Below are 21,394 nucleotides of genomic sequence, written 5' to 3' on the forward strand. Positions count from 1 at the left end.
CGTACTTGTTTGCAGGTGTAACCGTTACCGACGCATGCCGTGCGAACGGTGGGGTCGGCGGGCATTCTATCCGTCGGGACGGATTCGTGCGCCCGACAAAAACGGTAGTACAGTTCCAGCTATTGGTTAGAAAGAGGAATCGCAGTGGCACAAAAAAGCGAAGAGGATGACAAGGTCCGTCTCGATAAATGGTTGTGGGCGGCACGATTCTACAAGACCCGAGCCTTGGCCAAGGCCGCCATTGAAAGCGGCAAGGTCCATCACCGGGGCGAGCGTTGCAAGCCTGGCAAAGAGCCACGTGTTGGTGATGAATACGTCATCCGCACGGGCTTCGACGAAAAAACCGTCATCGTCGAAGCCCTGTCAATCGTGCGTCGCGGCGCGCCAGAAGCGCAGACGCTCTATCGCGAAACCGAGGCCAGTATTGCCAAGCGTGAAGCCGCGGCCGCGCAACGCAAGGCCGGGGCCCTGGGCGTGAGCACCGATGGCAAGCCCAGCAAGAAGCAACGGCGGGACCTGTTCAAGTTCCATGGAAGCAACAGCGAATAGGCCTTGCTTGGAACCCACCCTGAATGCCCATAAAATGCCCGTCATTAATTGCCATCACCTCAGATACCAGACCCTATGACTGATTTGCCGGATACCGACTACACCCAACGTTTCATCTTCGATGACAGCGACGCCCGTGGCGAGCTGGTGGCGTTGGAGCGTAGCTACGCCGAAGTCCTCGCCAAGCACCCCTATCCGGAACCGGTCGCGCAATTGCTCGGCGAGCTGATGGCGGCTGCGGCGTTGCTGGTCGGCACTTTGAAATTCGATGGCTTGCTGATTCTCCAGGCCCGCTCCGAAGGTCCGGTGCCATTGCTGATGATCGAATGCTCCAGCGAGCGCGAGATCCGAGGCCTGGCCCGCTATCACGCCGAGCAGATCGCCCCGGATGCGACGCTTGCCGACCTCATGCCCAACGGCGTGCTGGCCCTGACGGTCGACCCGAGTCATGGCAAGCGCTACCAGGGCATCGTCGATCTTGACGGCGCGACGCTGGCCGAATGCTTCACCAACTACTTCGTCATGTCCCAGCAGACCAACACCCGTTTCTGGCTCTATGCCGACGGGCGGCGCGCCCGTGGCTTACTGCTGCAGCAATTGCCCGCCGACCGCATTCGTGACCCGGAAGAACGCGACGCCAGCTGGCAACACGTCACCGCTCTGGCAAGCACCTTGAGCGCCGATGAGTTGCTGGGGCTGGATAACGAAACCGTCCTGCATCGCCTGTACCACGAAGAGCAGGTTCGCCTGTTCGACGGTCAGCCGTTGCGCTTCAAATGCAGTTGCTCCCGTGAACGTTCCGGCAATGCGCTGGTCAGTCTGGGTCTGGAAGATGCGCAGCAACTGGTGATCGAGCATGGCGGCGCCATCGAGATCGATTGCCAGTTCTGCAATGAGCGCTACCTGTTCGACGCAGCGGACATCGCGCAATTGTTCGCCGGGGCGGGTGTCGACACACCGTCAGATACTCGTCACTAAAACGGTTCAGCGCAGGTAAATCTCCTGACAAACGCCGGATTTACGCCGTACTGACGGGAGGGCCCTACTCTTTTTGGGGTTTTCTGGCATAATCCGGCCCACTTTTTTCGGGTAGTAGTGCGCGACTTCCTACTACAAAACGTTTGGAGCACTCGGCCACGGGCCGACGGGGAATCTCATGACGCAAGCCAATAACGCCGTGTACACCGATCTGAGTGTCGATGATCTGGTCAAAGAAGCCCTGAATCGCGGTGAAGGCGAGCTTGCCGATACTGGCGCGCTGGTTGTACGTACCGGTCATCGTACTGGTCGTTCGCCGGTCGACCGTTTCATCGTGGAAGAGCCGACCACCCAGGACGCCATCGCCTGGGGCCCGATCAACCGCAAGTTCCCGGCCGACAAGTTCGATGCCCTGTGGAACCGCGTTGAAGCCTACCTGGGCGAGCGCGAGCGTTTTGTATCCCATGTGCATGTAGGCTCCGATCCTGCGCACTACCTGCCGGTCAAGATGACCACCGAGACCGCGTGGCACAACCTGTTCGGCCGCTGCCTTTTCATCAACCCCGAGCAATACAACGCCGGTGGCAAGGACGAGTGGCAGATCCTCAACGCGCCGAACTTCGTCTGCGAGCCTGAGCGCGATGGCACCAACTCCGACGGCACCGTGATCATCAACTTCGCGGCCAAGAAAGTATTGATCGCCGGCATGCGCTACGCCGGTGAGATGAAGAAAGCTCTGTTCTCCGTGCAGAACTTCCTGCTGCCGGCTGCCGACGTGCTGCCGATGCACTGCGCCGCGAACATGGGCGAAGAGGGCGACGTGACCTTGTTCTTCGGCCTGTCGGGCACTGGCAAGACCACCCTGTCCGCCGACGAGAGCCGTTACCTGATCGGTGACGACGAGCACGGCTGGGGCGTGGGCGTGGTCTTCAACATCGAAGGCGGTTGCTACGCCAAGTGCATCGACCTGTCCGAGAAGAACGAGCCGGTTATCTGGAAAGCCATCCAGCACGGCGCCGTACTGGAGAACGTGGTTCTGGACCCGGTCACCAAGAAAGCCGACTACGCCGATGACAGCCTGACCCAGAACAGCCGCGCGGCCTACCCGCGTGAGCTGATCGAAAAACGCGCGCCGAAAAACCTCGGTGGCGAGCCAAACGCCGTGATCTTCCTGACCTGCGACCTGACCGGCGTACTGCCGCCTGTGTCGATCCTCAGCGAAGAACAAGCCGCCTACCACTTCCTGTCCGGCTACACCGCACTGGTGGGCTCGACCGAAATGGGTTCGGGCAGCGGCATCAAGTCGACCTTCTCCACCTGCTTCGGCGCGCCGTTCTTCCCGCGTCCAGCCGGTGAATACGCTGAGCTGCTGATCAAGCGCATCCGTGGTTTCGGCTCCAAGGTCTACCTGGTCAACACCGGCTGGACCGGCGGCGGCTACGGCGTCGGCAAGCGCTTCAACATCCCGACCACCCGTGCGGTGATCGCGGCGATCCAGAGCGGCGCGCTGATTGGTGCTGAAACCGAACACCTGGACATCATCAACCTGGACGTGCCGTTGGCTGTTCCGGGCGTCGAGACTGGCCTGTTGAACCCGCGCAATACCTGGTCCGACAAGGCTGCCTACGACGAAGCCGCCAAGGCACTGGCCGGTCTGTTCATCGAGAACTTCAAGAAGTTCGAAGTGAGCGACGCGATCAAGGCGGCAGGTCCGCAGCTGTAAGGCTTGGTTGGTAAATGAAAAGCCGCCCTTCGAGGGCGGCTTTTTTGTGTGCGACTATTTTGCTTCCAGCGCCTGTGTATCCCATCGCTGGGCCTTGATTGCCTTGTAGAGCATGCCGATGGTCAACGGCATTTTGTTTCCGCGTCCCTTGGCCCTGCGCTTTTGGAATACATCGAATCCTTCCGGCTGGAAATAGCGATAAGCGTCATAGTCGACGAGCTCGATGGCGAACCGCTCTTCCAATGTCTCCATCAAGTGCGGGGCATCCGCGCCGTCGCAGCCCAGGTCATGATTGATCGCGGTCTCCAGGCGAAGGGTCTTGCGTTCCGGCAGGCCTATTTCTTCGTGAAGCAACTCCATGAGTTGGCGCATGACGGCGTCGTCGGGGAAGTCTGGGGCGAAATGCATGTTGGGGATCCGGCTGGTAGGAATGGCAGGGCTGTACGGTAGGAAAGTTTAGGACGAAATCGTTTCTCAATAAAAAGAAGAAAGTTCTTACGCCAGACTCGGAGCCGTCTGGTGAGCATTTTTCCGCTTGCTCGGTAAGGTTCGACGCGCCGCTTGCATTGAGTTGGCGACGACCGATCAAGGACGAGGGATGGCAAGCGGAAAAAGCGATACTCCCCAAGTTTGGGAGTACCAAGGTGGTGACTGGCGCCACAGAGTTCTGCGGGATATGACTCCGGACGAGTTGGCAAAAAGAGACGCCGATTTTAAGGCCTATGAGGACATGCTTGCCCGGCAAGAGGCGTACATGAGCCAGCGCCTGCGCCAGATACGCCAAAGAGAAGCGCCGAGCATCAAAGGCTGCGTGTTCGCCAAGTCCTGCGAATTGCCCGATGCGATCATCGACTATCACTATCCAACCGGCTACATCCCGACGGAATTGCTGAGCGCCTATGGTGCGTTCACCTTGTTGGGAGGTCGGGAGGTAGACGCGTCAGGTTGCGTACCGCTGAAGACCATCAGCGGAGCGTTACCGGCAAGTGTTGGCACGTTGGCACTGGGTGGAACGGCGTTGGCCTCCCTTGGCGCCGGCGCGGTCACGTCGCCTGTGGCGGCGGGTGTGTTGGTCGGGCTGGTGGGGCTGCTGATGCCTTCGAACCTGGGCGATGGCTCGCTGTACACCGAAGAGCAATTGAGGTCGCTTGAGAAAGCACGCAGCCGGGTTCGCCTACACGTCGAAACCCAGGCTGACGGGACGCTTAAAGGGTATGGCTACAACACCCAGTCAAGACGCGACTGGGAAATGATCCCGGTGGTGACGTTCCAGACCCGCGGCGAGCAGCAAGTGGCAGACTTCGACGATGGGGTCGAGTTGATCTGGACGCCGGCCGTGGACCCTTCCGCCACGTTGGGCATTCCTGCGCTGGAGGCTGCGCCACAAGCGCCGCGCATCTGGATCTTCCCGCCGACGCCCATGGCGGACAGCATCATCGTCAATCCGATCTATCCACCGGAGTACAAGGATTTCATTCTTGTGTTTCCGGTGGGGACTGGGGTTTCGCCGTTATATGTAGTTTTGAATGTTCGTCGCAAAGGGCTGCCGGAGGCTGCACATAGGTATCATCACGCACCCCAGACAAACGAAATTACGGGTTTCGGTGGTCTGACCGAAGTTAAAGCAAAGACTCCACGTCAAGGTGGCGGCGGTTTTCGGGAGCGTTGGATTGATGCTAAGGGCAGGAGGATTTATGAGTGGGACTCTAGCCACGGCGAGTTAGAAGTATATCGCTCAAGCGATGGGAGCCATCTCGGTGCATTTGATTACCTTACAGGTGAGCAAAAGAAAGAACGAATTCCGAAACGTAACATTAAGAAATATCTCTGAGGGCGCCATGGGTTTAAAAATCAGGCTGAGGTGGTTTGACAAGGTATCCGAGCTGTTGGTCGAGAAGGAGTATTCACAGGATTTCGGAAACGACTCCAAGATTCTGGATGAACTCAATATTCCTTTGGAAAACAATATTAATAATGGAAACTTTGATGTCGATGCCGAATGGGTTGAAATCCTTCAGCCACATTTCACGCATCCTCTTGATTTGTCGAAGTACGACTATCAAATATCTTTTGATTATCGGGATATTTGGTAAATGCGTAGGGGCAGACGGTAGGCTGGGCTTGTTAACTGAACAGGGTCCCAGACGCATACGCCGTATCATCCAGTATCGTTTTTCCCCGGACCTTTTCTCGACTCGCTGCGTTGCCCGACTAGGCTTTGGGCTTCACAGCAGTCAAAGGAGCGACCGCTTATGCACAGCACCCTGGAACAGGTCTTCGGTTATCCACAATTTCGCCCCGGTCAGGAGGCGACCATCGGCGCGGTCCTTGCGGGTCGGTCGGCGGCGGCGATTTTTCCGACCGGATCCGGTAAGTCTCTCTGCTATCAATTGCCGTCGCTGCTATTGCCGCACCTGACGCTGGTAGTTTCGCCGCTGCTGGCGCTGATGCAGGACCAGCTGGCGTTCCTGAAGCGACACGGCATCGCCGCAGCCAGTATCGACTCGGCCCAGAGTCGCGATGAAGCCAGCGAGGCCATGGCGCGGGCCCGTTCGGGCGAGTTGAAGGTCCTGATGGTTTCGGTGGAGCGGCTGAAGAACGAGCGCTTTCGCAATTTCCTGGAGCAGGTGTCGATTTCGTTGCTGGTGGTGGATGAGGCCCACTGCATATCCGAATGGGGCCATAACTTTCGCCCCGATTATCTCAAGCTCCCCGATTACCAACGCCAGTTCAATATTCCCCAGGCACTGCTGTTGACGGCCACCGCGACACCGAAGGTCATCGCCGACATGCAGGCGAAGTTTGCCATCGCCGCCGATGACGTGGTGACCACCGGTTTCTACAGGCCCAACCTCAACCTGCTGGTCGAGCCTGTTCGCAGTGACGACAAGCGTGGGCGGCTGTTGCAATGGTTGGGCGAGCGCCCCGGGCAGTCGAGTATCGTCTACGTCACTTTGCAGCGAACCGCCGAGCAGGTTGCCGGGTACCTGAGTGAACACGGCATCAAGGCCGAGGCTTATCACGCCGGGCTGCCCCATGATCAGCGTGAAGCCATACAGCAGCGGTTCATGGGCGGTCAGTCCGACTGCATCGTCGCGACCATCGCGTTCGGCATGGGAATCGACAAAAGCGATATCCGCAACGTGGTCCATTTCGACTTGCCGAAGTCCATCGAGAACTACAGCCAGGAAATCGGTCGGGCAGGGCGGGACGGGCAGCCGTCCGATTGCCTGGTATTGGCTAACCGCGACAGTCTCAACATCCTGGAAAATTTCGTCTATGGCGATACACCTGAGCTTTCCGGCATCCGTTGTGTGCTTGATGAGCTGAAAGCTACCGCCCGGGATGAGCAATGGGAGTTCTTGCTGGGACCATTGGCGGACCAGAGCAACATCCGGCAATTGCCGCTCAAGACGCTGCTGGTTCAGTTGGAGCTGCGTCGGCTGATCGCGCCGCGTTATGCCTACTACGCGGAGTATCGCTTCAAATGCCTGACCGAGCCGCAGGCACTGCTGGAGCACTTCGAGGGTGAGCGAAGGGATTTTGTCTCGGCGATCATCCAGACCTCCAGCCTTGCTCGAACTTGGGCCACGGTGAATTTCGACGAGATGTACCGGCAATATCGGGCCGAGCGTAGTCGCGTGGTCAAGGCGTTGGATTATTTCCAGGAAAAAGGCTGGATCGAGCTGGAAAGCAAGCAGATGACGGAGGTCTACAACGTCCTTGAGGCGGACTTCGATTCCCAGGCCTTGAGCGTCGAGCTACACGCCAACTTCACCCAGCATGAGGAAACGGAAATCTCGAGGATCCACGCCATGCTCGGGTTATTCGCCACGGACCGCTGCCTCGGTTATCGGCTGGCCGAGTACTTTGGCGACAAAAACGCGCCGCGCCAATGTGGACACTGTTCCGTATGTCATGGACAGGTCGCGCACCTGCCGGAACCGCCGTCCCTACCACCGCTTGGGGATAAAAATTTCGAAGCCCTGTGCGCGAATTTTATCCACAGGCATGAGCAGCACACGGGTAATGTCCCTTCTGCCGAGCGGCTGACCCGGTTTCTCTGCGGAATCAGCGTACCGCTGTTCACCAAGCTGAAGGCTCGCCAGATTCTCGGATATGCTGCGCTGCAAGCGTATCCCTACGCTGAGGTCCGGCGTTGGTCACAGGCGCATCTTTGAGCTGCATCCATCCGCTGAATGCCCGGCATCACACGAATAAATTTCAAAAAAACTCGCTGGCTGACTAAGGTGAAGCAGTCTTTGGATCGCCAACAAGAGAGCAAACATGAGCCAGACATCGTTCGATATCCAGCGTGCCGCCGTTGTCGGTGCGGGGACCATGGGCCGGGGCATCGTGATGTGCCTGGCCAACGCCGGCGTCACCGTGCAGTGGGTCGATAACAATCCGCAGATGCTGGAGCAGGCGCTGGCCACGGTGGCCGATACCTACGCCCATAACGTACGCCAGGGGCGTCTTGAACAAAGCGAAGCCGACGCCCGCATCGCCCGGATAACGCGGGCGGATGACTATGCGGCGATCCGCAATGTGGACCTGGTTATCGAAGCGGTCTACGAGAATCTCGAACTCAAGCAGAAGATATTTCGCGAGCTGGACGGCATGCTCAAGCCCGAGGCGATCCTGGCAAGCAATACCTCGGCGCTGGATATCGATGCGATTGCCGCTGCTACGCGCCGGCCAAGCCAGGTGCTGGGCCTGCATTTCTTCAGCCCGGCGCACATCATGAAGCTGCTGGAAATCGTGCGCGGCGCACAGACGTCCAAAGCCGTGCTGGATGCAGCCTTGGCGCTGGGCAAGCGCATGGGCAAGGTGAGCGTGGTGTCGGGTAATTGCCACGGCTTCATCGGCAACCGGATGCTTCATCCTTATGTGCTGGAAGCACGCAAGATGCTGTTGGAGGGTGCGTTTCCCCATCAGGTCGATGCGGCGTTGCAGGGCTTTGGTTTCGCCATGGGGCCGTTTCGCATGTACGACGTGGTCGGGATCGATCTGGAATGGCGTGCGCGGGAACTGGTGGGCCGGGGGCAGGACGCGCCTGAGGTGCAGGTGGATAACCGTCTGTGCGAATTGGGCCGGTTCGGCCAGAAAAGTGGCAATGGTTATTATCACTATGAGCCGGGCAGTCGGCAGGCTGAGCACGATGTCGAGGTCGATGCGCTGGTGCAGCGGGTCAGTGAGGAGCTGGGTTTCCAGCGGCGTGACATCGGCGCCGATGAGATCCTCGAGCGCTGCTTGCTGGCACTGGTCAACGAAGGTGCGAAAATCCTCCAGGAAGGCATTGCCGAGTCGTCCCACGACATCGATCTGGTTTACCTCAACGGCTATGGCTTTCCGGCTGACAAGGGCGGCCCGATGGCCTGGGCTGACCAGCAAGGCCTCGAGGATATCCATGCCCGCTTGGTGGACCTCGAAACGAAGCAGGGGGACCATTGGAAGCCTGCGCGCCTGATCGGGGAACTGGCCGCCCAAGGCAAGGGTTTCTCGCAACGATAGCCCGTTACCCTGTCCCATCCCAACAGTGCATGACCAAGGACAAGCGATGCCCCAACGCACCGAGTACTTCCATTTCCAGCCGGTGACTACGCGCTGGCACGACAACGATGTGTACGGCCACGTGAACAACGTCACCTACTACAGTTTTTTTGACACGGCGGTGAATACCTACCTGATCGAAACCGGCGGGCTGGATATCCACGAAGGCGAAGTGGTGGGTTTCGTGGTGAGTTCAGCTTGCGACTATTTTGCGTCGATCGCTTTTCCGGATCGGATCGAGGTCGGCCTGCGGGTCGGCAAGCTGGGCAACAGTTCAGTGCAGTACGAGCTGGCGGTGTTCAAGGAGGGCGAGGAGGAGGCCTGCGCGGCGGGGCGCTTCGTGCATGTGTTCGTGGATCGAGCATCGAATCGGCCCGTGGCGATTCCGGATCGGCTGCGCGCGGCGCTGGAGCCTTTGGTAGCCTGAAACGAAAAATCGCAGCCTCCGGTCAGTCTCTGTAGAGAAAGCCGAAGGCTGCGATCATTTAACGGTCGGAGTTGAGCCAGCCGTCAGTCATCGTGATAGCGATGTTTGTGCTTGTGCTTGCGATGGCCGTAGGCATGACCGCGACCTGGGTGGCCATCGCGGTAGTAACGGCGATCACCACGACGACCTTCATAACGGTCATCATCGTCGTCCTTGCCCATGTAGTTACCCAGTGCGCCACCGGCGCCACCGCCTGCTGCGGCACCGATCAGGCTACCGGTAGTGCCGCCTACGCTGCGGCCAACCACGTTACCACCGGCTGCGCCCAGCGCGCCGCCGATCGCCGCTTCGCCGCGGCTGTGTCTGTCTGCACCAACTGCGCTACCGCCCGCGCCGCCCAGGGCCGCGCCGATAGTGGAGCCGGTGTTTCCGCCCAGGGACTGGCCGACGACCGAACCCAAAACCCCGCCCAATGCGCCGCCTACACCTGCTTCGGCGGTACCGCCGGCAGACGCGACGCCACTGACCAGGCCAAGGGACAACAAGAGAATGGAGGAGAACTTCATAGAGGAGCCTCAAAGGGATGACGGCGCGATCCTGAGGCTGGCTTCGCTTGGTTACAATCGAAATCCGACGAGTAACACGACTTGTGCACAATTCTCTAAGTTATTGTTTTTAGGAGGGAACTTATGGCGAATTGGCCGGTCTTTAGCTACTTGAGACAGGCCGTTTTCCATGGAAAACGGCCTTTTTTGTATCTGCAAGAAGATCTTTCGTGGCGAGGGGATAAATCCCTCGCCACAGGGCTGTCACGATCCAACAGGCTGTATCAGGCCGACTTGGCCATGATCAATCCATTCTCGCTCGCCGCTTCCAGACGAATCGCCACGAACTTCGAGGTCGGGGTGTGGCTGCCGTCACCGGTGCTTTCCAGCGGCACCAACGGATTCACTTCCGGGTAGTAGGCGGCGGCTTGGCCGGCCGGGATGTCGAAGGCCAGCAGGGTAAACCCTTTGACCCGCCGCTCGCGTCCGTCGTCCCAAAGCGAGACGATATCGGCCTTCTGCCCGGGCTTGAAGCCCAGGCGGATGATGTCTGCTTCGTTGACGAACAATACGTCACGCTGGCCCTTCACTCCGCGATAGCGATCGTCGAGACCATAGATGGTGGTGTTGTACTGGTCGTGGGAGCGCATGGATTGCAGGATCAGGTCCGGCAATTGGCCTGTGGCACGGGTACGTTCGTGGATCAGGTCGGTCGGCAACTGGTTGGGCTTGAAGTTGGCGCGGCCCGACGGTGTGTTCCAGCGACGGGCACCGGCACTGTTGCCCAGATAGAAGCCACCAGGGTTCTTGAGTTTCTCGTTGAAGTCCTTGAAGCCTGGGATGGTTTCGGCGATCAGGTCGCGGATGCGGCTGTAGTCGGCCACGAGCCAATTCCAATCCACTGGACGGCTGCCCAGCGTAGCGGCAGCGATGCCGGCGATGATCCAGGGCTCGGAGCGCATCTGGTTCGACAGCGGCTGCAATTGGCCGTTGGAGGCGTGGACCATGCTGAACGAGTCTTCCACTGTCACGGCCTGGGAGCCTTCGGCTTGCAGGTCGATGTCGGTGCGACCCAGGCACGGCAGGATCAACGCATCCTTGCCGTGGGCCAAGTGGCTGCGGTTGAGCTTGGTGCTGATCTGTACGGTCAGATCGCAGTTGCGCAGGGCCTGGAAGGTCCGGTGGCTGTCCGGGGTCGCCTGGGCAAAGTTGCCACCCAGGGCGATGAACACTTTTGCCCGACCTTCGGCCATGGCGTGGATTGCCTCGACCACGTTATGACCGTTTTCGCGCGGCACCTTGAACTGGAAACGCCGCTCCAGTGCATCGAGGAACGCAACGGGCGGACGCTCGTTGATGCCCATGGTCCGGTCGCCCTGCACGTTACTGTGCCCTCGCACCGGGCAGAGCCCCGCGCCTGGCTTGCCGATGTTGCCGCGCAGCATCATCAGGTTGGCGATTTCCTGGATGGTCGCGACGGAATGGCGGTGCTGGGTGATGCCCATCGCCCAGCACATGATCACGTTGCTGGCCTTGGCATACATGCGCGCGGCCTGCTCGATCTCGGCCAGGGTCAGGCCTGATTGCTGGGCGATCTGTTCCCATGGGGTGTCATCGACGACCGCCAGGTACTCCAGGACGTTGGTGCTGTGTTCGTTGAGGAACCCATGGTCGAATACCGCGGGGCCACCACTGTTCTGCGCTTCACGCTCCCATTGCAGCAGGAACTTGGCCATGCCGCGCAGCACGGCCATGTCGCCGCCCAGGGCCGGGCGGAAGTACGCGGTGTTGGTGGGTTTATCACCGTTGGTGAGCATTTCCAGCGGGTGTTGTGGATGCTGGAAGCGCTCCAGCCCACGCTCTTTCAGCGGGTTGATGCAGACCACTTGGGCGCCACGCTTCACGGCTTCGCGCAGCGGTTCGAGCATCCGGGGATGGTTGGTGCCGGGGTTCTGGCCCCAGACGAAGATTGCGTCGGCGTGCTCGAAATCGTCAAAGGTTACCGTGCCTTTGCCCACGCCCACGCTCTGGGACAGGGCCACGCCGCTGGCTTCATGGCACATGTTCGAACAGTCAGGGAAATTGTTGGTGCCATACGCGCGCACGAACAGTTGATACAGATAGGCCGCCTCGTTGCTCGCCCGGCCCGAGGTGTAGAACTCGGCCTGGTTCGGGTTGGACAGCCCCTGCAGATGTCTGCCGATCAAGGCAAATGCCGCATCCCAGCTGATGGGCTTGTAGCGGTCGGTCTGCGCGTCGTATTGCATCGGCTCCGTCAGGCGGCCCTGGTATTCCAGCCAGTAGTCACTTTGCTCCAGCAACGACGTCACGCTGTGCTTGGCAAAAAAAGCGGCGTCGACACGGCGTTTGGTCGCTTCCCAGTTCACCGCTTTCGCGCCGTTCTCACAGAACTTCACCATGCCGCTTTCCGGCGAGTCGCCCCAAGCGCAGCCGGGGCAGTCGAAGCCACCGTTCTGGTTGGTCTTGAGCATCATGCGAATGTTTTTCAGCGCGTTATCGCTGGTCAGCCAGGCCTGGGCGACGCTGATCAGCGCGCCCCAACCACCGGCCGGGCCCTTGTAGGGTTTGTAGCGCGGTGCGGGTTTCTGGTTGGCTTGTTGATAGTTGCTCACGCTTGTTTCTCCATCGCAGGGCTATAGACCCGCGGCGCACTTTTTTGCGGCAGGTGGATGAGGTTGAGGTTGTGTTGGCGGGCCCATTGGACGGCGAGGCCCGTGGGCGACGACAGGCTGACCAGGGTCTGGATGCCTGCACGCAGTACTTTCTGGATCAGTTCGAGGCTGCAACGGCTGGTGACGATCGCCAAGCCACCGGCCACTGGGACCTGCTGCCGGATCAACGCGCCGATCAATTTATCGAGGGCGTTGTGTCGGCCTATGTCTTCGCGGCCCATCAGCAGCTCGCCCTGGGCGTTCATGAACAATGCCGCGTGGACGGCGCCACAGTGCTGGCCCAGGGGCTGGAACTGGCTGATGCGTTGGCGCAGGCCATCGAGCCATTGCGCTGGTGGCAGCGGTGCCCCCGGCAGCGCCTTGAGGTCGGGTAGCGCCTGTTCCACGGCTTCCACGCCACAAAGACCGCAACCACTGGTGCCGGCCATCTGGCGACGTTGTTGCTTGAGATTCCAGAAGGCGCGATTGGCGATGGTGACCTGGGCATAGTGGGCGGAACCGGCGCCGCTCAGTTGCAAGTCGTAGATATCCGCTGGGTCTTCGATGATGCCGCTGCCAAGGCTGAACCCGACGATGAAATCTTCTAGATCGGTTGGCGTAACCAGCATTACCGCTTGGCTGATGCCGTTATAGGCAATGGCCAACGCCACTTCCTCGGCCAGCGCGGCGCTGTCCGATTCGGAGTGGTCCAGGTTGCAATAGCGATAGCTCTGGCTGGCGGCTGGCGTGGAAGATTCCACGTCAGGCGCAGGACAGACCGGAGGCTTGTCGTTCATGGGCATCACTGAAAGTAGGAATAGTTCTAAGACTAAATGCGGCAATCTGCCACGTCTAATCGCTATTACTGATCTTTCAATAGATGACGTCGATCAAGGAAAGGTTATTGATTTCTGGTAGAGGGCGAAGCACGCCTCCGCCAACGCCGATCGCGGAGCCCCTCGCCGCATGATCAGCCCAAGCGGAACCAGGGTTTGCGCGTTTTCGATGGGCTGGATACGCAACTCTTCGGTCAGGACCTTCAGTCCACTGTCCAACGGGACCACTGCGCAGCACAATCCGCCATGAACAGCTTGCAACAATTGATGCACGGCGTCGGTTTGCAGCAACGGTTGAGGTGCCAGGCCGCGGCTGTGGAAGGCGTGATCGATGGATTGGCGAAAATGCATGCCGCTGGTGAGCATGCCCAAGGGCAGCTCGACCAGCGATTCCCACCTCAGCGGTTCTTCGCCAAAAAAGAAAAAACGCTGGTCGTACAGCAGGCCCATGCGGGTATGGCTGAACGGCAAGGCTTCGAAGCGCTCGTTATCCAGGCGCTCCAGGTAGGAAATTCCCAGGTCGATGCGGTTGTTCGCCAGTTGTTCGAGGATGCGCTCGGAACTCAAGGACGACAATTCGAAACGCAGGCTGGGGTGTTCAGTGTGCAGGCGCTGCATCATCGTCAACGGGTCGAAATCCGACAACGGCACCACGCCCAGGCGCAGCGTACCGACCAGATTGCCCCGGCAGGCCGCCGCTTCGGCCTGGAGCCCGTCATAGGCCGCCAGCACCGTGCGTGCCCAAGCCAGCACCCGTTCACCCGGCGCGGTGAAACCCTCGAAACGCTGGCCGCGGTTGACCAGCGGCAAGCCCAGCTCTTCTTCGAGGCTGCGCAAGCGCATCGACAGGGTGGGTTGGGTGATGTGACAACGGGCGGCTGCCTGGCCGAAGTGGCGGGTTTCGTCGAGCGCGATGAGGAATTTCAGCTGCTTGATGTCCATCTTCGCTCCTGGATACGGGAAGATTGGATTCTAGCGCTTTGGACGTGGCGGGGTCATTGGTCGGTTGGGAGGCGGGCTCGGTGGGCTTGGTCTAGGCTTTGCGTCTGGACATTTGAACCCAGGGAGAGACAGCCATGAGCCTTTTCAGTTTTTTAAAAGATGCCGGTGAAAAAATTCTTGATGCGCTGACGCCCGATAAGGCTGAAGCCAACAGCGAGGCGCTGACCAAGCACGTACGAGATGCCCTGACAGGTATAGATACTTCCAAGATCCAGATAAAAGTCGAGGGTGAAAAAGTCATTGCCACCGGCGAAGCCGCGACGCAGGAGGAAAAGGAAAAAATCCTTTTGGCTCTGGGCAACGTTGCCGGCATCAGCGGCGTGGATGACCAGATCACGGTCACCGGGCCGATTGCTGCGGAGGCCAAGTTCGTCACCGTTGAGAAGGGCGACACCTTGAGTGCCATTTCCAAGCGGTTCTATAAGGATCCAAACAAGTACAACAAGATTTTCGAAGCCAACAAGCCGATGCTCAAGCACCCAGACAAGATCTATCCGGGACAGGTGCTGCGTATCCCTGAATAACCTGGCCCTCCTGTGGCGAGGAGATTTATCTCCTCGCCACAAAGGCATACCCTAAAGCCCTTCGATCAGCGCTCGATAATCCCCAACCGCCTCAAATTCCCCCGTGTCCTTCGGCCCCTTGCGGCTGTCCGGCTCGCTGACCGCCAGCAAGTGCGCGACGCCAAAATCCCGGGCGCTGCGCAATACCGGCAAGGTATCGTCAATGAACAGGCTGCGGGCGGGGTCGAAGTCCAGGTCGGCTTGCAAGGCATCCCAGAACTGCGGGCTCTCCTTGGGGAAACCGTAATCGTGAGAGCTGATCAAACGTTCGAAATAGGGGGCGAGTTCGATACGCTCCAGCTTCAAGGACAGCGAGTCGCGATGGGCATTGGTGATCATCACGACGCGTTTGCCGGCCTGCTGGATCGCTGCCAGGAACGTATCGGCATCCGGGCGCAGGGCGATCAGGTGGGCGGTTTCCTGTTTCAACTCGCGCACCGGCAACTTCAGCTCGGCACTCCAGAAGTCCAGGCAATACCATTGCAGCTGGCCGGCGTTGCGCTCGAACAGCGGCTGCAGTTCCATCTCGGCCATTGCGCGGCTGACGCCATGGAGTTCGGCATAGCGCTGGGGCAGGTGCTCCATCCAGAAATGGTTGTCGTAGTGCAGGTCCAACAGGGTGCCGTCCATGTCCAGCAGGACTGTGTCGATCTCATGCCAAGGCAACAAGGCCATAAAACTTCTCCAGCGGTAATCGAATATCCGACACAAACAATCAGAATAGGCCGGGTATAGTAGCCCGCTATCGCCCAGGGAGCCGTTTATGCGCCAGAAACCCACCATACTCGACCGACGGATCGTCGCCACCAGCCGGCTGTTTTGCGTGGAGGAAATGAAACTGCGTTTTTCCAATGGCGTGGAGCGCACATACGAGCGTCTGGCAGCCAAGAGCCCTGGATACGGTGCGGTGATGATCGTGGCGATGCTTGATGCCGACCATGCCGTGCTGGTTGAGGAGTATTGCGGCGGCACCGAGGCTTACGAGTGGTCATTGCCCAAGGGCTTGATCGAGCCGGGTGAAGATGTGCTGGCGGCGGCCGAGCGGGAGCTCAAGGAGGAGGCCGGTCTGGGCGCACGACAACTGGAGCACCTGACCGAATTATCGTTGTCGCCTGGCTACATGAGCCAAAAGATCCAAGTGGTACTGGCGACCGATTTATATGAAGAGCGGCTGGAGGGCGATGAGCCCGAGCCGATGAGGGTGGACAAGATCAACCTGGGCGAACTCTCGGCCCTTGCGCAGAATCCGCAATTCACCGAGGGCCGAGCGCTGGCGGCGTTGTACCTGGCTCGCGACCTGCTGACCCAGCGAGGAGCCTATCTGCCATGAATTTTTCCCATCCCCTGATGGCCCCGGTGATCGAGTTGGCGCTCAAGGCCGGGGCGGCAATCCTGCCGTTCTGGCGCGCCAACGTGGAAGTCGTGCACAAGGCTGACGAATCACCGGTGACCGCCGCCGACATGGCCGCTCACGACGTCATCGTGGCTGGGCTGACCGCCCTGGCGCCAGATATCCCGATCCTCTCCGAAGAAGACGCGAATATCGCGCAAGGCGTCCGGGCGACTTGGAAGCGCTGGTGGCTGGTGGACCCGCTGGATGGAACCAAGGAATTCATCTCCGGCAGTGAAGAGTTCACCGTCAATATTGCCTTGATCGAAGACGGTCGGGTGGTGTTCGGCGTAGTCTCGATGCCCACCAATGGCCGCTTCTATGTCGGCGGCACGGGCCTGGGCGCCTGGCGCGGCGACCGGAACGCCGAGCCTTTGCCCATCGCGGTGCGTAACGAATTGGCGCCTGGGGAGGCGTTTACCGTGGTCGCCAGTCGGCGCCACACCAGCCCGGAGCAGGAGCGCCTGTTGGCCGGCTTGAGCGAGAGCCTTGGCGCCTTGCAACTGACCAACATCGGCAGCTCGCTGAAGTTCTGCCTTTTGGCTGAAGGCGCTGCCGATTGCTATCCACGGCTGGCGCCGACGTCTCAATGGGACACTGCCGCCGCCCAAGGTGTGTTGGAAGGCGCGGGTGGCGAAGTACTGGACTTGAGCGGCGAACCGTTCTGCTATCCGCCGCGGGAGTCGCTGTTGAATGCGTCGTTCCTGGCTTTGCCGGCGAAGGCTGCATGGCGTGGGAAATTGTTGGAGCTTGCTCGCACCTAGGATCGGATACCCATTGTGGCAAGGGGACCCGGCTACCTGCTCAGCGATGCAAGACGTACTGCCCTTCGAATTGCACCGCCACGTCCTCGCTGTCCACGTTCAGCACCTGCGTTTGTAATGCCAGCCGCGCCCGTCCGTACCGCCGGTAAGTGGCCAGGAAACGCTTCCAGGTTTTTTCATCAGGCGCGTCACACACGACGGTTGCGTCGCGGGTTACAGGTAGCGGATAGCTGATCTGTCCCTCCTGGATCACGATGTGCCCGTCCTCGATTCCTTCCTCGCGCAAGGCCAGGTGCAGCCAGCCCCAGCCGCCGAGTACAGCACCGCAATACAGACTACCGCCGAACATGGTGCTCTTGTGATTCACATTGGCCTCGAGCGGCAGGAACAGACGCAGCCGTCGGGCTTGCCAGTCGAGCACTTGCAGGCCCATGTCGTGGGTCAACGGAATATCCCGGTGCAGGATCGTTTCCAGATAAAGGCTATCGCTGTTCATGCGGGCCCTCTTCAAAAGTAGGATGGCAAGGCTCAATCGGCGTCATCGGCCTGGCCTTGGCTATGGTCGCCGAAGGCCAGCCCATGCTTGCGCAGTTTGTCGTGCAACGTCTTGCGCGGCACACCGAGGGCTTCGGCCAGGCTGCGCACTGAACTGTGGGGGCGGGCCAGCTCTGCGGCGATCAGGGTTTTTTCGAAGTTCTCCACCTGCTCGCTCAAACCGCCGCTGACCCCCTCCACCGGGGCGCCGGGATGACCCTCCGGTGTGTTGTTATCCAGGGCCAGTTCCAGGCCCAGGGCGAAACGCTCGGCGGCGTTCTGCAACTCGCGCACGTTGCCCGGCCAGCCATGGCGCAACAACAGCGCCCGGTGGGCCGGAAGCAATTCGTGGCGCGGCAGGCCATGGCGGGCGCTGGCCTCATCGGCGAAATGCTGGAACAGCACCAGCACATCCTCACCTCGTTCGCGCAACGGCGGTATGCGCAGCGGCGCGACGTTCAGGCGGTAATAGAGGTCGGCGCGAAAACGCCCTTGATCGGCGGCCTGGCGCAGGTCTTCCTTGGTCGCGGCAATGATGCGGATGTCCAGCGGGATCTGTTGATTGCCACCCAATCGTTCCACCACGCGCTCTTGCAGCAGGCGAAGCAACTTGACCTGTACGTCCAGGCTCATGCTTTCGATTTCATCGAGAAACAACGTGCCGCCATTGGCGAATTCAAATTTGCCGATACGGCGTTTCTGCGCGCCAGTGAAGGCGCCGGGTTCGTGGCCGAACAGTTCGCTTTCCACCACGGACTCCGCCAACGCGCCGGCGTTGATGGCCACGAACGGCCCGTTGCGCCGGCTCGACAAGTCGTGCAGCGCGCGGGCGACCACTTCCTTGCCAGCGCCGGTTTCACCCAGGATCAGCACATCGGCGCGGGTCGCTGCCAAGGCCCCGATCTGCTCGCGCAGGCGCAGCATGGGTGATGATTGCCCGACCAATCGGGCGCTGAGTTCATGGCGGTCACTGAGGGCCAGGCGCAGGCTGCGGTTGTCCAGGACCAGGCGGCGCAAGGCCAAGGCCCGGCGTACGCTGTCGAGCAGATGGTCGCTGGCGAAGGGTTTTTCGAGAAAGTCATAGGCTCCGGCGCGCATGGCCTGTACGGCCAGCGGCACGTCGCCGTGACCGGTGATCAGCAGCACCGGCAGCTCCGGGTCCTGGGCGTGCAGTTGGCCCAGCAGTTCCAGGCCGTCCATGCCGGGCATGCGGATATCGCTGACCACGACGCCCGGCCAGTCGCGAGGCAACTGCCCGGCCAGACCGTTGGCCTCGCCCAGCGGCAGTATTTTCAGTCCGGCCAGGTCGAGGGTCTGGCTGAGGGCCTGGCGCAGATGGGGGTCGTCGTCGATCAACACCACCTCAATCTGGTTGTCGATGGTCATACACTACGGTCCTCGGACGGTTGCAGGCTCACCCCAGGCGCGCCCGCGCGCAATTTCAGGGTAATCAGGGCGCCGCCTTCCTTGTGGTTGGCGAATAGCAATTCGCCGCCGAAGGCGCGCATCAGGGTGTCGCAGATTGCCAGCCCCAGGCCAAGGCCTTGAGTGCGGGTCTTGGTGGTGTAGAACGGCTCGCCGGCGCGACCAAGGGCTTCCATGCAAAACCCCGGGCCGTTATCGCGAATGTACAGGTTGACGCCGGTTTCGGTCGCCTGGGCACTGAGCCAGAGTCTACGCGGCGGACCTTTTTCAGTCAGGGCATCCAGCGCATTGGCCAGCAGGTTGCCCAGCACTTGGCGCAGGCGCGTTTCGCCGGCTTCGACCCACAGGGTGGCGGCCGGCAGGTCACGAATCAGCTCCACTTCCATGCTGCGCCGACGTTTGGCGAGCAAGGCCAGGGCATCGTCCAGCGCCGGTTGCAGCGCGACGCTTTCCGGGGCGTGGCGGTCGCGGCGGGCGAAGGCGCGCAGATGAGCGATGATCGATGCCATGCGTCCGGTCAGTTCGTTGATCAGCTTGAGGTTGCCACGGGCGTCATCCGTGCGCTGGTGATCGAGCAGTATTTCGGCGTTTTCGGCATAGCTTCTAATCGCTGCCAACGGCTGGTTGAGTTCGTGGCTGATGCTGGCCGACATGGTGCCGAGCGCGGACAACTTGCCGGCTTGCACCAGGTCATCCTGGGCACGGACCAATTCCTGTTGGGCGTGCTCGCGCTCCAGCACCTCTTGCTTGAGCCGACGGTTAAGGCCTTCCAGGTCGCTGGTGCGTTCCGCGACCCGACCCTCCAGTTCGTGACGAGCCTTGGCCTCGAAGGCGATTCGTTCCAGGTAATGGCGCCTGCGTTGCATCATCAGCCCGAGCAACAACATCAAGACCAGCAACGCCGCGCCGCCGATGACGACCACCGTGCGTACCGGGCGGTCAATCAGCGTGCGTGGCGCCAGGATGCTGACGTTCCAGCCTGTCTCTTCGATGGCCTGGGTCTGGGTCAGCCAGGCGCTGGGGTCCAGGTTGAGCGGCTTGGGATCGCGGGTTGGGTAGGGTTGTATCGCGCTGATCGCCTTGCTCTCCGCTTCGCCCAAGGGCCGCGTCGAGCGGAAGCGCCATTCCTGGCGCGAGGTGAGAATGACTACGCCGTTGTGGTCGGTCACCAGGAGCTGTTCGGGGGTCTTGCCCCACAGGCTCTCGGTGTGGTCCAGGTCAACCTTGACCACCAATACGCCAATCACTTTTTCGCGATCGCGTACGGCGGCGGCGAAAAAATAACCGCGCTTGCCCGATGTGGTGCCCAGGCCGAAAAAACGTCCCAGGCGCCCGGCCATGGCCTCGATGTAGTAAGGGCGAAAGGCAAAATTGCGACCGACGAAGCTGTCGTGCTTGTCCCAGTTCGAGGCGGCCAGGGTCTTGCCCGTGGCATCCATCAGGTACATGACTTCGGCCCCCGTCTGGGCGCTGATATTTTTCAGCAGCCGGTTGGCATTGCCCTGGGTCACGCCATCGTCCGGTGCCGACAGGGCTGCGCGCAGGGCCGGCAGTTCGCCGAGTATCTGCGGCAGCACTTCATAGCGATGCAGGGTGCCCAGCAGGTTGGCGACGTAGAGATCGAGTGTCTGGCGGTTCTGGCCGGCCAGCTCACTGCGGTAATACCGCTCGGCCAGATGCTCCAGTGGCCACAACAATGGCGCCAGGCACAATGCGAGCAACGCCAGGCTGCGCCAACGGGGTCTGCGGGGGAGGGTGGAATTCATGAGCATCGGGCGCCTGTGGTAACAGACGCATTATGCCTAGGACACGGGCGAACGTCTTCGATCAGGCGAAGACCTCGGCATGCTCGAGCGTTGCAGCGGCCAGATCCTTGGCAGACAGTTGTGGCTGGATGTCACCCAGTTGCCAATCGATGTTCAAGGTGGGGTCATTCCACAACAGGCTGCGTTCCGACGTCGGGTCGTAGTAGTGGGTTGTCTTGTAGAGAAACTCGGCGAACTCGCTCAAGACCACAAAGCCATGGGCGAATCCTGGCGGTACCCAGAGTTGGCGGTGATTATCGGCGCTGAGGCGCACCGCGACCCATTTGCCGAAATGCGCTGAGCTGCGACGAATATCGACTGCCACGTCGAGCACTTCGCCAGCGGTCACGCGGACGAGCTTGCCCTGGGTGTTTTGCAGTTGGTAATGCAGGCCTCGCAACACGCCTTTCTGCGAGCGGGAATGATTGTCCTGAACGAACTCCGTGTCGATGCCCGTCGCGTCCTTGAAAGCCTTGGCATTGAAACTTTCATAAAAAAAACCGCGCTCGTCACCAAATACCTTGGGTTCGATGATCAGGACACCGGGGAGATCGGTGGCGATGACATTCATGGTGTGTCTCCGGTAAGCCAGGGTTCAAAAAGACCATTCTTGCCCAAAGGGCAGGGC

21 protein-coding genes are annotated in these 21,394 nt (G+C 60.4%); 11 read left to right on the forward strand and 10 right to left on the reverse strand.

Features of this window, described 5'->3' with window-relative positions; genetic code table 11:
* Nucleotides 1–144 precede the first annotated feature (144 nt).
* The 3 genes from JZ00_RS19760 to JZ00_RS19770 all read left to right on the forward strand — a co-directional run bounded on the left by JZ00_RS19760 (nucleotide 145) and on the right by JZ00_RS19770 (nucleotide 3,250).
* Nucleotides 145–549, forward strand: coding sequence for an RNA-binding S4 domain-containing protein (locus tag JZ00_RS19760; protein WP_039592642.1), 405 nt, complete (start codon nucleotides 145–147; stop codon nucleotides 547–549).
* Between the two features lie 75 nt (nucleotides 550–624).
* The gene (gene hslO, locus JZ00_RS19765) at nucleotides 625–1,527 is read left to right on the forward strand and encodes an Hsp33 family molecular chaperone HslO (protein ID WP_039592643.1); all 903 of its coding nucleotides are present in this window, start codon (nucleotides 625–627) and stop codon (nucleotides 1,525–1,527) included.
* A 178-nt stretch (nucleotides 1,528–1,705) separates the two neighbouring features.
* Nucleotides 1,706–3,250: a phosphoenolpyruvate carboxykinase gene (locus JZ00_RS19770; protein WP_039592644.1), complete on the forward strand. Its 1,545-nt coding sequence runs from the start codon at nucleotides 1,706–1,708 to the stop codon at nucleotides 3,248–3,250.
* Between the two features lie 54 nt (nucleotides 3,251–3,304).
* On the opposite strand, the gene JZ00_RS19775 is transcribed toward JZ00_RS19770, so the two are convergent.
* Complete coding sequence (locus JZ00_RS19775) at nucleotides 3,305–3,658, reverse strand: DUF1493 family protein (protein WP_039592645.1); 354 nt, start codon at nucleotides 3,656–3,658, stop codon at nucleotides 3,305–3,307.
* A gap of 190 nt (nucleotides 3,659–3,848) precedes the next feature.
* Here JZ00_RS19775 and JZ00_RS19780 point away from each other — a divergent pair, with 190 nt between their 5' ends.
* The 5 genes from JZ00_RS19780 to JZ00_RS19800 all read left to right on the forward strand — a co-directional run bounded on the left by JZ00_RS19780 (nucleotide 3,849) and on the right by JZ00_RS19800 (nucleotide 9,230).
* A complete protein-coding gene (locus tag JZ00_RS19780; protein WP_039592646.1) occupies nucleotides 3,849–5,081 on the forward strand; it encodes a colicin E3/pyocin S6 family cytotoxin in 1,233 nt (410 codons plus the stop codon).
* 7 nt (nucleotides 5,082–5,088) lie between these two features.
* Entirely contained in the window at nucleotides 5,089–5,343 is a 255-nt protein-coding gene (locus tag JZ00_RS19785; RefSeq protein ID WP_039592647.1) for a colicin E3-like toxin immunity protein, read from the forward strand.
* 159 nt (nucleotides 5,344–5,502) lie between these two features.
* Nucleotides 5,503–7,431, forward strand: a complete 1,929-nt coding sequence (locus tag JZ00_RS19790; protein ID WP_039592648.1) for a RecQ family ATP-dependent DNA helicase — start codon at nucleotides 5,503–5,505, stop codon at nucleotides 7,429–7,431.
* Nucleotides 7,432–7,537: 106 nt separating this feature from the next.
* Entirely contained in the window at nucleotides 7,538–8,764 is a 1,227-nt protein-coding gene (locus JZ00_RS19795; protein WP_039592649.1) for a 3-hydroxyacyl-CoA dehydrogenase, read from the forward strand.
* A 46-nt stretch (nucleotides 8,765–8,810) separates the two neighbouring features.
* On the forward strand, nucleotides 8,811–9,230 hold the full coding sequence (locus JZ00_RS19800; RefSeq protein ID WP_039592650.1) for an acyl-CoA thioesterase: 420 nt from the start codon (nucleotides 8,811–8,813) through the stop codon (nucleotides 9,228–9,230).
* Nucleotides 9,231–9,313: 83 nt separating this feature from the next.
* Here JZ00_RS19800 and JZ00_RS19805 read toward each other — a convergent pair whose 3' ends face one another.
* The 4 genes from JZ00_RS19805 to JZ00_RS19820 all read right to left on the reverse strand — a co-directional run bounded on the left by JZ00_RS19805 (nucleotide 9,314) and on the right by JZ00_RS19820 (nucleotide 14,225).
* A complete protein-coding gene (locus JZ00_RS19805) occupies nucleotides 9,314–9,796 on the reverse strand; it encodes a glycine zipper domain-containing protein (protein ID WP_039592651.1) in 483 nt (160 codons plus the stop codon).
* A gap of 263 nt (nucleotides 9,797–10,059) precedes the next feature.
* Nucleotides 10,060–12,408 (reverse strand): FdhF/YdeP family oxidoreductase, encoded by a 2,349-nt coding sequence (locus JZ00_RS19810; RefSeq protein ID WP_039592652.1) that lies wholly within the window; start codon nucleotides 12,406–12,408, stop codon nucleotides 10,060–10,062.
* The gene (gene fdhD, locus JZ00_RS19815) at nucleotides 12,405–13,244 is read right to left on the reverse strand and encodes a formate dehydrogenase accessory sulfurtransferase FdhD (protein WP_039592653.1); all 840 of its coding nucleotides are present in this window, start codon (nucleotides 13,242–13,244) and stop codon (nucleotides 12,405–12,407) included. The genes JZ00_RS19810 and fdhD overlap by 4 nt, the downstream gene beginning before the upstream one ends.
* A 93-nt stretch (nucleotides 13,245–13,337) precedes the next feature.
* Nucleotides 13,338–14,225: a LysR family transcriptional regulator gene (locus JZ00_RS19820; protein ID WP_039592654.1), complete on the reverse strand. Its 888-nt coding sequence runs from the start codon at nucleotides 14,223–14,225 to the stop codon at nucleotides 13,338–13,340.
* A 134-nt stretch (nucleotides 14,226–14,359) separates the two neighbouring features.
* Here JZ00_RS19820 and lysM point away from each other — a divergent pair, with 134 nt between their 5' ends.
* Nucleotides 14,360–14,809, forward strand: coding sequence for a peptidoglycan-binding protein LysM (gene lysM / locus JZ00_RS19825; RefSeq protein ID WP_039592655.1), 450 nt, complete (start codon nucleotides 14,360–14,362; stop codon nucleotides 14,807–14,809).
* A 51-nt stretch (nucleotides 14,810–14,860) separates the two neighbouring features.
* On the opposite strand, the gene yrfG is transcribed toward lysM, so the two are convergent.
* Complete coding sequence (yrfG, locus tag JZ00_RS19830; RefSeq protein WP_039592656.1) at nucleotides 14,861–15,523, reverse strand: GMP/IMP nucleotidase; 663 nt, start codon at nucleotides 15,521–15,523, stop codon at nucleotides 14,861–14,863.
* An 88-nt stretch (nucleotides 15,524–15,611) separates the two neighbouring features.
* On the opposite strand from yrfG, the gene nudE reads away from it, so the two are divergent.
* On the forward strand, nucleotides 15,612–16,178 hold the full coding sequence (nudE, locus tag JZ00_RS19835; protein ID WP_039592657.1) for an ADP compounds hydrolase NudE: 567 nt from the start codon (nucleotides 15,612–15,614) through the stop codon (nucleotides 16,176–16,178).
* Nucleotides 16,175–17,002 carry a 3'(2'),5'-bisphosphate nucleotidase CysQ gene (cysQ, locus tag JZ00_RS19840; protein WP_039592658.1) on the forward strand — a complete coding sequence of 276 codons (828 nt, stop codon included), beginning with the start codon at nucleotides 16,175–16,177 and terminating at the stop codon, nucleotides 17,000–17,002. The genes nudE and cysQ overlap by 4 nt, the downstream gene beginning before the upstream one ends.
* A gap of 40 nt (nucleotides 17,003–17,042) precedes the next feature.
* Here the strand turns inward: cysQ and JZ00_RS19845 are convergent, their stop codons facing one another.
* The 4 genes from JZ00_RS19845 to rfbC all read right to left on the reverse strand — a co-directional run bounded on the left by JZ00_RS19845 (nucleotide 17,043) and on the right by rfbC (nucleotide 21,337).
* Nucleotides 17,043–17,498 (reverse strand): YiiD C-terminal domain-containing protein, encoded by a 456-nt coding sequence (locus tag JZ00_RS19845; RefSeq protein WP_039592659.1) that lies wholly within the window; start codon nucleotides 17,496–17,498, stop codon nucleotides 17,043–17,045.
* A gap of 32 nt (nucleotides 17,499–17,530) precedes the next feature.
* Complete coding sequence (locus JZ00_RS19850) at nucleotides 17,531–18,922, reverse strand: sigma-54-dependent transcriptional regulator (RefSeq protein ID WP_039592660.1); 1,392 nt, start codon at nucleotides 18,920–18,922, stop codon at nucleotides 17,531–17,533.
* The gene (locus tag JZ00_RS19855) at nucleotides 18,919–20,727 is read right to left on the reverse strand and encodes a sensor histidine kinase (RefSeq protein ID WP_039592743.1); all 1,809 of its coding nucleotides are present in this window, start codon (nucleotides 20,725–20,727) and stop codon (nucleotides 18,919–18,921) included. Before JZ00_RS19855 ends, JZ00_RS19850 begins: the two co-directional genes overlap by 4 nt.
* Before the next feature lie 61 nt (nucleotides 20,728–20,788).
* Nucleotides 20,789–21,337, reverse strand: a complete 549-nt coding sequence (gene rfbC, locus JZ00_RS19860; protein WP_039592661.1) for a dTDP-4-dehydrorhamnose 3,5-epimerase — start codon at nucleotides 21,335–21,337, stop codon at nucleotides 20,789–20,791.
* Nucleotides 21,338–21,394 lie beyond the last annotated feature (57 nt).

It is taken from the genome of Pseudomonas frederiksbergensis, from assembly GCF_000802155.2.
GTDB classification, from domain to species: domain Bacteria; phylum Pseudomonadota; class Gammaproteobacteria; order Pseudomonadales; family Pseudomonadaceae; genus Aquipseudomonas; species Aquipseudomonas frederiksbergensis_A.